The 12,235-nt window shown below is 72.8% G+C and carries 12 protein-coding genes and 3 pseudogenes; 10 read left to right on the forward strand and 5 right to left on the reverse strand.

Annotated elements, in window-relative coordinates:
• Positions 1-216 (reverse strand): annotated as a pseudogene (locus MMR14E_RS13670) (hypothetical protein); the annotation flags it as partial.
• Positions 217-513: 297 nt separating this feature from the next.
• Here MMR14E_RS13670 and MMR14E_RS13675 point away from each other — a divergent pair.
• The 3 genes from MMR14E_RS13675 (at position 514) to MMR14E_RS13685 (ending at position 3,035) form a co-directional block, all read left to right on the forward strand.
• Positions 514-1,467 carry a lipid kinase gene (locus MMR14E_RS13675; RefSeq protein ID WP_331315032.1) on the forward strand — a complete coding sequence of 318 codons (954 nt, stop codon included), beginning with the start codon at positions 514-516 and terminating at the stop codon, positions 1,465-1,467.
• The gene (locus MMR14E_RS13680) at positions 1,464-2,234 is read left to right on the forward strand and encodes a TerC family protein (protein WP_331315034.1); all 771 of its coding nucleotides are present in this window, start codon (positions 1,464-1,466) and stop codon (positions 2,232-2,234) included. The genes MMR14E_RS13675 and MMR14E_RS13680 overlap by 4 nt, the downstream gene beginning before the upstream one ends.
• A gap of 81 nt (positions 2,235-2,315) precedes the next feature.
• A complete protein-coding gene (locus MMR14E_RS13685; RefSeq protein ID WP_331315036.1) occupies positions 2,316-3,035 on the forward strand; it encodes an ABC transporter substrate-binding protein in 720 nt (239 codons plus the stop codon).
• Positions 3,036-3,238: 203 nt separating this feature from the next.
• Here MMR14E_RS13685 and leuS read toward each other — a convergent pair whose 3' ends face one another.
• Positions 3,239-5,824, reverse strand: coding sequence for a leucine--tRNA ligase (leuS, locus tag MMR14E_RS13690; RefSeq protein ID WP_331315037.1), 2,586 nt, complete (start codon positions 5,822-5,824; stop codon positions 3,239-3,241).
• A gap of 268 nt (positions 5,825-6,092) precedes the next feature.
• On the opposite strand from leuS, the gene MMR14E_RS13695 reads away from it, so the two are divergent.
• Positions 6,093-6,800: a YggS family pyridoxal phosphate-dependent enzyme gene (locus tag MMR14E_RS13695; RefSeq protein ID WP_331315052.1), complete on the forward strand. Its 708-nt coding sequence runs from the start codon at positions 6,093-6,095 to the stop codon at positions 6,798-6,800.
• Between the two features lie 17 nt (positions 6,801-6,817).
• Here MMR14E_RS13695 and MMR14E_RS13700 read toward each other — a convergent pair whose 3' ends face one another.
• Positions 6,818-7,375: a L,D-transpeptidase family protein gene (locus MMR14E_RS13700; protein WP_331315039.1), complete on the reverse strand. Its 558-nt coding sequence runs from the start codon at positions 7,373-7,375 to the stop codon at positions 6,818-6,820.
• Between the two features lie 371 nt (positions 7,376-7,746).
• Between MMR14E_RS13700 and MMR14E_RS13705 the strand changes: the two genes are divergently transcribed.
• The 6 genes and pseudogenes from MMR14E_RS13705 to MMR14E_RS13725 all read left to right on the forward strand — a co-directional run bounded on the left by MMR14E_RS13705 (position 7,747) and on the right by MMR14E_RS13725 (position 10,703).
• A complete protein-coding gene (locus tag MMR14E_RS13705) occupies positions 7,747-8,433 on the forward strand; it encodes a response regulator transcription factor (protein ID WP_043346856.1) in 687 nt (228 codons plus the stop codon).
• A 65-nt stretch (positions 8,434-8,498) separates the two neighbouring features.
• A complete protein-coding gene (locus MMR14E_RS13710; RefSeq protein WP_331315045.1) occupies positions 8,499-8,990 on the forward strand; it encodes a Crp/Fnr family transcriptional regulator in 492 nt (163 codons plus the stop codon).
• Between the two features lie 36 nt (positions 8,991-9,026).
• Positions 9,027-9,902: a 2,3,4,5-tetrahydropyridine-2,6-dicarboxylate N-succinyltransferase gene (gene dapD / locus MMR14E_RS13715; RefSeq protein WP_331315046.1), complete on the forward strand. Its 876-nt coding sequence runs from the start codon at positions 9,027-9,029 to the stop codon at positions 9,900-9,902.
• Between the two features lie 26 nt (positions 9,903-9,928).
• A pseudogene (locus MMR14E_RS13720) lies at positions 9,929-10,153 on the forward strand (alpha/beta hydrolase); the annotation flags it as partial.
• Positions 10,151-10,330 (forward strand): annotated as a pseudogene (locus tag MMR14E_RS29260) (hypothetical protein); the annotation flags it as partial. The pseudogenes MMR14E_RS13720 and MMR14E_RS29260, both read left to right, overlap by 3 nt.
• 64 nt (positions 10,331-10,394) lie before the next feature.
• The gene (locus tag MMR14E_RS13725) at positions 10,395-10,703 is read left to right on the forward strand and encodes a hypothetical protein (protein ID WP_331315048.1); all 309 of its coding nucleotides are present in this window, start codon (positions 10,395-10,397) and stop codon (positions 10,701-10,703) included.
• Between the two features lie 63 nt (positions 10,704-10,766).
• Here the strand turns inward: MMR14E_RS13725 and MMR14E_RS13730 are convergent, their stop codons facing one another.
• Together MMR14E_RS13730 and MMR14E_RS13735 are read right to left on the reverse strand one after the other, a co-directional pair.
• On the reverse strand, positions 10,767-11,807 hold the full coding sequence (locus MMR14E_RS13730) for an aldose epimerase family protein (RefSeq protein ID WP_331315050.1): 1,041 nt from the start codon (positions 11,805-11,807) through the stop codon (positions 10,767-10,769).
• A 4-nt stretch (positions 11,808-11,811) separates the two neighbouring features.
• A partial coding sequence (locus MMR14E_RS13735; RefSeq protein ID WP_419539342.1) for a thermonuclease family protein occupies positions 11,812-12,235 on the reverse strand: 424 nt, incomplete at its 5' end.

Consider the following 12,235-nt stretch of genomic DNA (forward strand, 5'->3'; position numbering starts at 1 on the left):
GTCCTGCCCCCGCGGATCGGCGGCCTTCGCGGGCGCCGTCGCGGCCTCCTTCGTCGATTCCTTCCCCGGAGACTGCGCCGAGCCCTTTGCCGGCGCGGCGGCCCGGGGCGGCGGGTCCACCCAGGCGCTCTGGGCGGCGGCACCGCCCGCGAGGGCGAACGGCAGGAGCACGCCGAGGGCGAGGGCCTGGGGACGGGCGGGACGTGTGGCGGACATCGGTGCCTTCCTGGCGGCCGGGGCGGGCATCATGGAGAACGCGCCCGCGTGGGTCGGGGGTTCCACGAAGGGCTCGGGCGCGCCCACATCCTGCCGAACTCCGCGCCGTCGACCAGCCCGGGATTGCGGGGATGATGGGGTTGCGTTCGTGCGTTTGGGTACCAAGTCGGGGACAGCCTTGGCCTTTGGCCGTTCCCGGGTTCCGATACCGCGTTCCAGCCCCCCGCCGTGCACCGAGGATCCCTTGGCCCGACCTGAGACCGAGTCGCCCGCCCGCCCGCTTCCCGGGAGCGCGCGATGAGCACGCACCCGCGCCGGGCCCTGCTGCTCTGCAACGCCAAGGCGCGCAACGGCGCCCTGGATCTCGACGAGGTGCGGGGAATCCTGCGGGCGGGCGGCATCGAGCCCGAGGAGCCGCCGCCGGAGGCCGATTGCCGCGACGTGATCCGCGAGCGGGCCGGCGCGGTCGACCTCGTGATTCTGGGCGGCGGTGACGGCACGATGAACTACGCCGCGCCGGCCCTTGTGGCGAGCGGCCTGCCCTTCGCGATCCTGCCGCTCGGCACGGCCAACGACCTCGCCCGCTCCCTCAACCTGCCGCTCGACCCCCTGGCGGCGGCCCGCTTCATCCCCACCGCGCAGGCGCGGCCGGTGGATCTCGGCTGGGTCAACGGCCACTACTATTTCAACGTGGCGAGCATCGGCTTCTCGGCGGAGCTGGCCGGCGAGCTGACCGCCGAATCGAAGAAGACCTGGGGCGTCCTCGGCTACGCGGTGGCGGCGGTGCGGGTGCTGCGCCGGGTCCGGCCCTTCACGGTGACGATCGAGCACGACGGGGTGGTCGAGAAGGTCACCACCATCCAGGTCTCGGTGGGCAACGGCCGGCACTACGGCGGCGGCATGACCGTGGCCGAGAGCGCCTCGGTCGACGACGGCAAGCTCGATTTCTACAGCCTCGAGATCAATCACTGGTGGCGGCTCCTCGCGCTGCTGCCCGCCCTGCGGCGGGGCACGCAGGGGCGGGCGGCCGACGTGCGGGCGTTCCACGCGCAGGAGATCCGGCTCTCGACCCGCAGGCCCCGGCCGGTGAACACCGACGGCGAGCTGACCACGCACACGCCCGCCCACTTCAAGATCTTCCCGAAGATCCTGCAGGTCCTGGCGCCCGAGCCGGTGCGCGGTCCGAGCCCCTTCGACCTCTCCACCCTCGGCAGCCGCCTGTTTCCGACCAGCGAGGCGCCCCGCCTGTGACCGACCTGATCCAGCTCGCCGGCCAGCCCGCCGTCTGGGCCGCGCTCGCCACCCTGGTGGTGATGGAGGTGGTACTCGGCGTCGACAACCTGATCTTCATCTCGATCCTGACCAACAAGCTGCCGGCCGAGCAGCAGACCCGGGCGCGGCGCATCGGGATCGGGCTCGCGCTGATCCTGCGGCTGGGGCTGCTCGGCACCGTGGCGTTCATCGTGCACCTGACCGAGCCGGTCTTCTCTGTGCTGGGCCAGGCCTTCTCCTGGCGCGACCTGATCCTGATCGGCGGCGGTCTGTTCCTGCTCTGGAAGGCGACCAAGGAGATCCACCACACGGTGGATCCGGAGCCCGAGACCGCGGGGGTGACCGGGGGCACGATCGGCTTCGGCGCGGCGATCGGCCAGATCCTACTCCTCGACCTCGTCTTCTCGATCGACTCGATCATCACGGCGGTCGGCATGACCGAGCACGTGCCGGTGATGATGGTGGCGGTGGTGGTCGCCGTGGTGGTGATGCTGGTCGCCGCCGAGCCGCTCTCGGCCTTCATCGCCCGGAACCCCACCGTGGTGATGCTAGCCCTCGGCTTCCTGATCATGATCGGCATGACGCTGATCGCCGAGGGGTTCGGTGCCCACGTGCCGAAGGGCTACATCTACACCGCGATGGCGTTCTCGGCCGGCGTCGAGGGCCTCAACATGCTGGCCCGCCGGCGCCGCCGCGCCGACCGGGAGGGGGCCTCCGCGTCGAGCGGGCCGGCGCGGCGCGCCTGAGGCGGAGCGACTCTCATGCGGATCGGCGCGGCCCTCCTTCTCCTGCTCCTCCCCACCGCCGCGCACGCGGAGACGAGACCCATGGCGCCCGACCCGACGGTCCTGCACGACCTCGCCCCCACCGGCACGCTCCGGGCGGCGATCAACCTCGGCAACCCGGTCCTGGCCCAGGGCGGCGCCGACGGCCCCGCGGGGGTCTCGGTCGACCTCGCGCGGGCGCTGGCGGCCCGGCTCGGCGTGCCGGTGGCGTTCGTGACGTTCCCGGGGGCCGGCGCGGTCTCGGGCTCGGCGGGCTCCGGGACCTGGGACATCTGCTTCCTGGCGATCGACCCGAAGCGGGCGGAGGGGATCGCCTTCACGGAGCCCTACGTGCTGATCGCCGGCAGCTACCTCGTGCCGGCCGCCTCGCCGATCCGCTCCCCGGAGGCGGTGGACCGCGACGGCGTGCGCGTCTCGGTGGGGCGCGGGAGCGCCTACGACCTGTTCCTGAGCCGCGCCCTGCAGCATGCGACCCTGGTGCGGGCCCCGACCTCGGCCGAGGCGGTCACGGCCTTCGCCCGGGACGGGCTCGACGTCGCGGCCGGCGTGCACCAGCCCCTCGCCGCCTACGCGGCGGCCCACCCGGAGGTGCGGCTGCTGCCGGGGCACTTCATGGAGATCCCGCAGGCGATGGGAATGCCGGTCGGGCATCCGGCGGGCGCCGCGTATCTCGCGGATTTCGTCGCGCGGGCGAAGCGGGACGGGCTGGTGCGGCGCGGCCTGGAGGCCAGCGGACAGGATCCGGATCTGGCCGCGCCGTAGAGGCGACCCGGATCGCCGAGCCTGGCTCCCAGTGGCGGCGCCTTCACCGGGGGTGAGACCTTCGGGCAGGCGTCACGCGCTCCGTCGTCACGAGCGAAGCGAAGTGACACAGGGTTGCGCGACCTCGGTGGGCGTCCTGCTGCTGGGTTGCTTCGCTCCGCTCGCAAAGACGGTCAGATCGATGCCATCAACCGGGCGTCGGATCACACCACGAGGTTCACGATCCGCCCCGGCACCACGATCACCTTCCGCGGCGTCTTGCCCTCCAGCACCTTCTGGACGGCCTCCAGCGCCAGGGTCGCGGCCTCCACGGCCTTGGCGTCGGCGTCGCGGGGCACGGTCACGTCCGCGCGCTTCTTGCCGTTGATCTGGACCGGCAGGGTGATCTCGTCCTCGACGAGGAGCCCCGCCTCGGTCTCGGGCCAGGGCGCCTGGGCCACGAGGCCGCCGCGGCCGAGCACGGACCAGCACTCCTCGGCGAGGTGCGGCATCATCGGGGCGATGAGCTGCACAAGGATGCCGGCGGCCTCCTCGGCGGCGCCGGCCGAGACCGGCCCGCGCAACCCGTCCTCCAGGGCGTTGGCCAGGGTGTAGATGTGGGCGACGCAGCGGTTGAAGCGCAGGCGCTCGATATCGTCCTGCACGGAGGCGAGCGCCCGGTGGGCGGCCTTGCGCAGGGCGAGATCCGCGGCGCCGTCGCCCGCCGCCTGCCCGGCGGCGTTGACCAGCCGCCAGACCTTCTGGACGAAGCGGGCCGCGCCCTGCACGCCCTCCTCGGTCCAGATCACGTCGCGCTCGGGCGGCGAGTCGGACAGCATGAACCAGCGCGCCGTGTCGGCCCCGTAGCTCGCGATGATGTCGTCGGGGTCGACCACGTTCTTCTTCGACTTCGACATCTTCTCGATCGGGCCGATCGCGATCGGCGCCTGAGTTTTCACGTGAAACGCGCGGCGCTCGCCCTCCTCGGTGGCGAAGCGGATCTCGGCCGGCGGCACCCAGGCGCCGGCCGCGTCCTTGTAGGTCTCGTGGACGACCATGCCCTGCGTGAACAGGCCGGCGAAGGGTTCGGCGACGCCGGCCCAGCCGGTCTCGCGCATCGCCCGCATGAAGAACCGGGCGTAGAGCAGGTGCAGGATCGCGTGCTCGATGCCGCCGATATACTGGTCCACCGCCAGCCAGCGGTCGACGACGGCCCGGTCCGTCGGGGCGTCCGCCAGCCAGGGCGCGGTGAAGCGCGCGTAGTACCAGGACGAGTCGACGAAGGTGTCCATCGTGTCGGTCTCGCGCCGGGCCGGGGCACCGCAATGCGGGCAGGGCACGTTGCGCCACGCGGCGTCCCGCTCCAGCGGATTGCCGGGCTGGTCGAACGACACCGCCTCGGGCAGCTTCACCGGCAGGTCGGCGACCGGCACCGGGACCGGGCCGCAGCTGTCGCAATGGATGATCGGGATCGGGCAGCCCCAGTAGCGCTGCCGGGAGACGCCCCAGTCTCGCAGGCGGAACTGGACCTTGCGCCTGGCGACCCCCTCGCCTTCCAGGCGACGCGCCACGGCCTCGAACGCCTCGCCGGTGCTCATCCCGTCCAGGAAGCGCGAGTTGATCATCCGCCCGTCCTCGACATAGGCGGTGTCGGTGATCACGAACGTCGCCGGATCCTGCCCCTCCGGGCAGACCACGGGCGTGTTGCCGAGCCCGTACTTGTTGGCGAAATCGAGGTCGCGCTGGTCGTGCGCGGGGCAGCCGAACACCGCGCCGGTGCCGTACTCCATCAGCACGAAGTTCGCCACGTAGACCGGCAGCTCCCAGGACGGGTCCAGGGGGTGGCGGACGGTGAGGCCGGTGTCGAAGCCGTGCTTCTCGGCGGTGTCGATCGCGGCCTGGGCGGTGCCGGTGCGGCGGCACTCCTCGATGAAGGTCTGCAGCTCCGGCCGTCCCTCGGCCAGCGCGGCCGCCAGGGGATGGTCGGCGGCGATCGCCAGGAACTTGGCGCCGAACAGCGTGTCGGGCCGGGTCGTGTAGACGGTCACCGAATCGGCCGCGCCGGCCACCGGCCGGGCGAGGCCGAACTGGACCTCCAAGCCCTCCGAGCGGCCGATCCAGTTCTTCTGCATCAGCCGGACCTTCTCCGGCCAGCGGTCCAGCCCGTCCAGCGCGGTCAGCAGGTCCTCGGCGAAGTAGGTGATCTTGAAGAACCACTGGGTCAGCTCGCGCTGCTCCACCAGGGCGCCGGATCGCCAGCCGCGCCCGTCGATCACCTGCTCGTTGGCCAGGACCGTGTGGTCGACCGGGTCCCAGTTCACCTTGGCGGTGCGGCGGGTGACGAGGCCCTTGCCCAGGAAGTCGAGGAACATGCGCTGCTGGTGCTTGTAGTAGTCGGGATCGCAGGTCGCGATCTCCCGGCTCCAGTCGAGCGACAGGCCCATGGCCTTCAGCTGGTCGCGCATCGAGGCGATGTTGGCGTAGGTCCAGTCCCGCGGGTTGACCTTGCGCTCCATGGCGGCGTTCTCGGCCGGCAGCCCGAAGGCGTCCCAGCCCATCGGGTGCAGCACGTTGAAGCCGCGGGCGCGCTTGTAGCGGGCGACCACGTCGCCCATCGCGTAGTTGCGGACGTGGCCCATGTGGATGCGCCCCGACGGGTAGGGGAACATCTCGAGCACGTAGTATTTCGGGCGGCCGTCGGCATTGTCGGTCTCGAACAGCCGCTTCTCGGCCCAGGCCTCCTGCCAGCGCGGCTCGGCATCCTTGGCGTTGTAGCGCTCGACGGGCTGGGGGGCGGTGCTGGCGGTCATGGATCCGGCTGCGTCAGGGGCTCGTCGGTCATTCCGAAGGATGACCACGGCACGGTCGCGCCGCGATAGCATATCTGCGCCGCAGCCGGTCAACGCGGCGCGCGATTCGGGCTTGCGCGGGGCGCGCGAACGCATAGGTCGGCGGGGATGCGGCGCGACGACGACGCGCGCCGAGGCTCATACCGCGCAGACCGGCGCCCGGCAGCGACAGGACAGGCACGCCATGGACGACGCGACGACCGGCCCGAATGCCCCGCCGACCGACGGGATGGGACAGAGGACCGACAAGCTCCCCGTCGGTCAGGCCGACGTCGCGGCCGGCCTCGCCGAGGTGCGCGCTGCCATCGCCCGCGCGGCCGAGGATTCGGAGCGCGACCCGGCCGAGGTCCAGCTCGTGGCGGTCTCCAAGACCGTCCCGGCCGAGGGTATCCTGCCGGCGCTGAAGGCCGGCCATCGCGTCTTCGGCGAGAACTACGTCCAGGAATCCACCGCGAAGTGGCCGGCCCTCCGCCACCGCTTCCCGGACGTGGAGCTGCACCTCGTCGGGCCGCTGCAATCCAACAAGGCCCGGGAGGCGGTGGCGCTGTTCGACGTGATCCACTCCCTCGACCGGCTGTCGCTCGCGGCGGCCCTGGCCAAGGAGATCGAGCGGTCCGGCCGGACCCCGAAGCTGCTCATCCAGGTCAATACCGGCGCGGAGCCGCAGAAGGGCGGCGTGCTCCCGGACCAGCTCGCCACCCTCCTCTCGGAATGCCAGGAGACCCACGGGCTGGCGATCCAGGGCCTGATGTGCATCCCGCCCGCGGACGACCCGCCCTCGGCCCATTTCGCCCTGCTGGCCCGGCTGGCGAAGGAGCACAACCTGCCGATCCTCTCGATGGGCATGAGCGCGGACTTCCCGGCGGCGATCCAGCTCGGCGCCACCCATGTCCGGGTCGGGACCGCGATCTTCGGGGCCCGGACCCGCAAGGCCTGAGTCTGCGCGCCCGGGCCTCAGCCGATCCGCAGGTGCGTCCGCGGCCCGAGGCGCCCGAGCAGCCGCAGCAGGTCGGCCCGGGCCAGGGCGACGCAGCCCTCGGTGGGACGGTAGCCGTCCCGGGCGACGTGCAGGAAGATCGCCGAGCCCCGCCCCTTCCGGATCGGGGCGCGGTTGTAATCGAGGTCGATCACCACGTCGTAGAGGCCGTCGCCCCGCCACATCGATTCCGCGCTGACCCCAGGGGCCGGCAGGCGGATCGGCCGGTTGTAGCGGCGGTCCTGCCGATCGTCGCACCAGCCGTCCTCGGGCCGGGTCGCGCGCAGCGGCAGGAGCGTGCGCGGCCGGATCGCGAGGTGATCGGGCCGGTACGCGCCGCCGCGCAGGCGGAAGCGCCCGCGCGGCGAGCCGCCGTCGCCCTCGCGCTTGTCGCCGACGATCCCACCCGCGCCGAGGGCGCAGGGAATCACCGTCGGGCCGACGAGGAGCTGCCCGCGCCGCCGGTCCCCGACGAGGGCGCGGACGCGGATCTCCCCCAGGGTCATGCGGATGGGTCCCCCGCTCGGCCGCCGCATGTCTGCCTCCCGAATGTGTCCGGTCCCGGGGTCTTATGCCCGGGATCGGTACTCCGAACCGGTGAAAAATTGCGCGCAAGGCAACTTCCGGCCACAAAGGGTGCCCTATCTCTCGGTCGAACCCGGGCCGCCGAGCCGGGATTCGGGAGCCAGCCAGCCCGCCGCCGCGGGGACCGGCGCCGTGATCCCGGAGCGGCGTGCCCCGATCCCGCAGCCCGTTCGCCGGCGCGCTTGTCACGGTGGCGAAAGGATGCGGAAACACAAGCCTGGGTAGGGTCGTCGCGCGATCCTGCCGCGATCTGACATCTTCGCATGCTGCATCCGGCAGGCGGCCCCTCGCCCCGCCCGCAGCACGCACTGGGGCCCGGACGATGCCGAACGCCTACCGCCTGCTGATCTGCGACGACGACGCGATCCTGCGCGATACCCTGACCGAGCAGCTCGATCTCTGCGACGAGTTCACGGTCTTCACCGAGGCCAACGCCACGGACGCGATCCGGCGGGTCGCCGCCGAGCGGATCGACCTCGCCGTCATGGATGTCGGCCTGCCCGACCTCGACGGGCGCGAGGCCGTGCGCCGGATGCGCGCCGGCGGCTTCCGCGGCCCGGTGATCATGCTGACCGCCCAGGATTCCGAGGCGGACCACGTCGAGGGGCTGGAGGCCGGCGCCAACGACTACGTCACCAAGCCGTTCAAGTTCGGCATCCTGCTGGCCCGGATCCGCGCGCACCTGCGCAGCCACGAGGCCTCCGAGGACGCCGTGTTCCAGATCGGACCCTACACGTTCCGCCCGGGGGCCAAGCTCCTCGTCGGCGAGCGCGGCTCGAAGCTGAAGCTCACCGAGAAGGAGACCGCGATCCTGCGCTTCCTCTACCGGGCGGGCCGGGCGGTGGTGAACCGCGACACCCTGCTGGCCGAGGTCTGGGGCTACAACGCCCAGGTGACCACGCACACGCTGGAGACGCATATCTACCGGCTGCGCCAGAAGATCGAGCCGAACCCCGCGACCGCCGCGATCCTCGTGACGGAGGGCGGCGGATACAAGTTGCTGCCCTGACGATTTGAAGCTTTACGTGTAGGCGATCCGGCGGGTTCGCGTATGCGCAGGGTGGTGAGGCGTTCTTGGGGCTCGACGACGATATCGCGATCCTCGCGGCCGCGCCGCTGTTCGGCTTCCTCGACCGGGACGCCCTGCGCCTGCTGACCTTCGCGGCCGAGCGGCGCGACCTCGCGGACGGCGACCTGCTCTTCGCCCGCGGCGACCCGGCCGATGGCGGCTTCGTGGTGATGGCGGGCACGATCCGCTTGGAGCCCCGGGTTCCGGCGGCCGAGCCGGTGCGGGCCGGGCGCTCGGCCCTGATCGGCCAGCTCGCCCTGTTCGTGCGCGGGACGCGCCCGACCGAGGCCCGGGCCGAGGGCAGCGCCGCGGTGATGCGGATCACCCCGATGCTGATGCGCCGCGTGCTGGAGGAATTCCCCGCCGCCGCGCAGGCCGTCCACGACACCCTGGCGGACGACCTCGCCGGGCTGGTGACCGATCTCGATCAGGTGCGCGCGCTGCTCGAGGTCATCGACGGCATCTCCTCAGGTGACAGCTCCGGTGACCGCTTGTAAGCACGGGCTCCCGCCGCAAGAGTTCTGACCCGTTCCATGTCCCAGGCCGGCAAGCCCCATTCCGATCTCGCCCATTCCGATCTCGCCCAGACCATCGAAGCCGCCTGGGAAGACCGCGCCAACGTGTCGACCGCCACCAAGGGGGCGGTGCGCGAGGCGGTCGAGGCGGCCCTGGAGCTGCTCGATTCGGGCCAGGCGCGCGTGGCCGAGAAGTCGGGCAACCACGACTGGGTGGTGAACCAGTGGCTGAAGAAGGCGGTGCTGCTCTCCTTCCGCCTCAACGACATGGCGACGATCGAGGGCGGCCCCGGCGGCGCGCCCTGGTGGGACAAGGTCGCGTCGAAATTCGCCGGCTGGGGCGAGGCCGAGTTCCGCGCCGCGGGCCTGCGCGCCGTGCCGGGCTGCTTCGTCCGCCGCGGCTCCTACATCGCCCCGGGCGCCGTGCTGATGCCGAGCTTCGTCAATCTCGGCGCCCATGTCGGCGAGGGCACGATGGTCGACACCTGGGTGACGATCGGCTCCTGCGCGCAGGTCGGGAAGAACTGCCACATCTCGGGCGGCGCCGGCATCGCGGGCGTGCTGGAGCCGCTCCAGGCCAACCCGGTGATCATCGAGGACGACTGCTTCATCGGCGCCCGCGCCGAGGTGGCGGAGGGCGTCATCGTCGGCCAGGGCAGCGTCCTGTCCATGGGCGTCTATATCGGCGCCTCCACCAAGATCGTCGACCGGACCACCGGCGAGGTCATGTACGGCCGGGTGCCGCCCTACTCCGTCGTCGTCTCGGGCACGATGCCGGGCAAGGCGCTGCCGGACGGCACGTCGGGCCCGGGCCTCTACTGCGCGGTGATCGTCAAGCGCGTCGATGCCGGCACGCGGTCCAAGACCGCCATCAACGAGCTGCTGCGCACCTGACACATCCGGACGCTGGCGGGCGCGCGATGGAGACGTCTGAGCTGACCCTCACGGTGGCGGGCCGGACGGTGCCGACCCCCTGCGACCGGATCGGGGTGGGGCCGGACGCGCTCCTGCTCCCGGCCCTCTCGACCATCTCGGCGCGGGCCGAGATGCACGGCCTCGCCGGCCGCCTCGGGACGGCGTACCGCTGCCTCATCCCCGACTGGCCGGGCTTCGGCGCCCGGCCGCGGGCGCGGGTTCCCCTCGCCCTCGTGCTCAGCGTCGCCAACAACGTGCTGAAGGCCTACGGGCCGGACAAAGTCGCCGTCGAGGTCGTCGCCTTCGGGCCCGGCATCGATCTCCTGCGCGCGGACAGCCCCCGCCGCGCGGCCGTCGACAGCCTCGCGTCGCAGGGCGTGCGCTTCGACGTCTGCCTGAACACCGTCGNGGCGCGCCGGCCGCCGGGCGCCGACCCTGCGGGTCTGGCGCGCGCACCGGGTCTCCCGCGCGATGCCCGCGCGCCTGCCCGACCTGGAGCGCGCCCTGGTCAATCCGGCCGCGGTGTTCGACACCCCGGCCGCGTTGCGCGACCATCCCCGGCTGCTGCCGAGCTGCAAGCGCGAGATCCTGCGGCGCTGGGCCTGGGACGAGTACCTGAAGGACGTCGCCGCCGCCGAGGGCATGGCCGAGGGCGAGCCGTCGCGCCTCGACGCCGTGAAGGCCGCCCTCCTGGCGCTCGGCGAGCCGTGGCGCCCGGATCCCGCGGCGCCGGCCGCCGCGGTCCCGGCGCCGCGGTCCATCGAACGCGCGGCGGCCTGAGCGGGCGCGCGAGGGAGAGGGACGGCGTGACCGCCCGTCGGAGGAGGTGGCGCGCCGCGGCGGTCACACGACGGAGAACCGGAACTCCGTGGCGGCCGCGAAGGTCTCGCCCGGCCGCAGGACCGCGGAGGGGAAGGCCGGCTGGTTCGGCGCGTCCGGGAAGCCCTGCGTCTCGAAGCAGACGCCGTCGCCCGAGCGGTAGATCCGCCCGGACGGCCCGATCAGCCGCCCGTCGAGGTTGTTGCCGCTGTAGAGCTGCAGCGCCGGCTGCGTGGTCCGGACGTCGAGCCGCCGCCCGCTGCCGGGATCGACGCAGGTGGCGGCCGGCCGCAGCGTCCCGGCGGGGCCGCGCAGCGCGAAGGTGTGGTCGTAGCCCTTGGCGTAGGCGAGCTGCGGGTCCCCCGCGCGGATCCGCGCCTCCAGGGCCCGGGGCGCGCGGAAGTCGAACGGCGTCCCGGCGACCGGCAGCAGCGCGCCGGTGGGGATCTGGGTCGCGTCGGTCGGCGCGAAGGCGTCCGCCTCGACCTGCACGACGTGGCCGAGGACGCTGCCCGCCCCCTCGCCGGCGAGGTTGAAGTAGCTGTGGTTCGTGAGGTTCAGGACCGTGGGCCGGTCGGTCACGGCGGCGTAGTCGACGCGCAGCACGCCGTCCTCGGGCAGGCTGTAGGTGACGCGGACATCGAGATTGCCGGGAAACCCCTCCTCCCCGTCCGGCGAGCGGCGGCTCAGGACGAGGCGCGCCGCGTCGGAGCGCTCCGCCCGCCACAGGCGCTTGCCGAAATTCTCCGGGCCGCCGTGGAGGGTGTTGGGGGCCTCGTTCACCGGCAATCGGTAGCTGTGCCCGTCGAGGCTGAAGCGCCCGCCCGCGATGCGATTCGCGTAGCGCCCGACGATCGCGCCGAAGCTCGGGCTCACGGTCTCGTAGCCCGCCAGGGTGTCGAGGCCGAGCACGACGTTGGCCGGCCGGCCGGCGCGGTCGGGCACCTCGATCGCCGTGACGGCCGCGCCGTACTCGATCACGGCGACGCGCAGGCTGCCGCGGGACAGGGTGTGGCGGCCGACCGGCCGGCCATCCGCCGTCGTGCCGAACGGTTCGGCCGGCATCCGGCTAGCGCTTCCAGACGCCGAGCCGCTCGCTCCGGGCGTGGTCCTCGGCCGCGACCAGCTCGGGGCTCGCCTCCGGGGAGGCGCGGCCGCCGCCGTTGAACAGCACCACCTCGGAGAGGTCGCGCCCGTCGACGAGGCAGTTCATGTTCGCGCTGCCGGGGGCCGGCTGGCAGGTCACCGACCGGTTGCCGATGTACCGGGCCAGCTCCTCCGCCTGGCCGCCACGGACCCACTCGACTCCGAACAGGTGCACGACCTTGCCGCCCACCTTCAGGGTCGCGGTATCGATCACCTGGGCCTGTCCGGTCACGGCGTTCGGCGGCAGCGGCGCGTCGGGCTCGGGATCGCCGCCGGTCTCCGGGGGCGGCGTCACCGTGTCGGGTGCGGAGGCCGGGGGACTCGCCGGCCGCGCGCTCGGCGCGGCG

Source organism: Methylobacterium mesophilicum, from assembly GCF_036441335.1.
Lineage (GTDB): Bacteria > Pseudomonadota > Alphaproteobacteria > Rhizobiales > Beijerinckiaceae > Methylobacterium > Methylobacterium mesophilicum_B.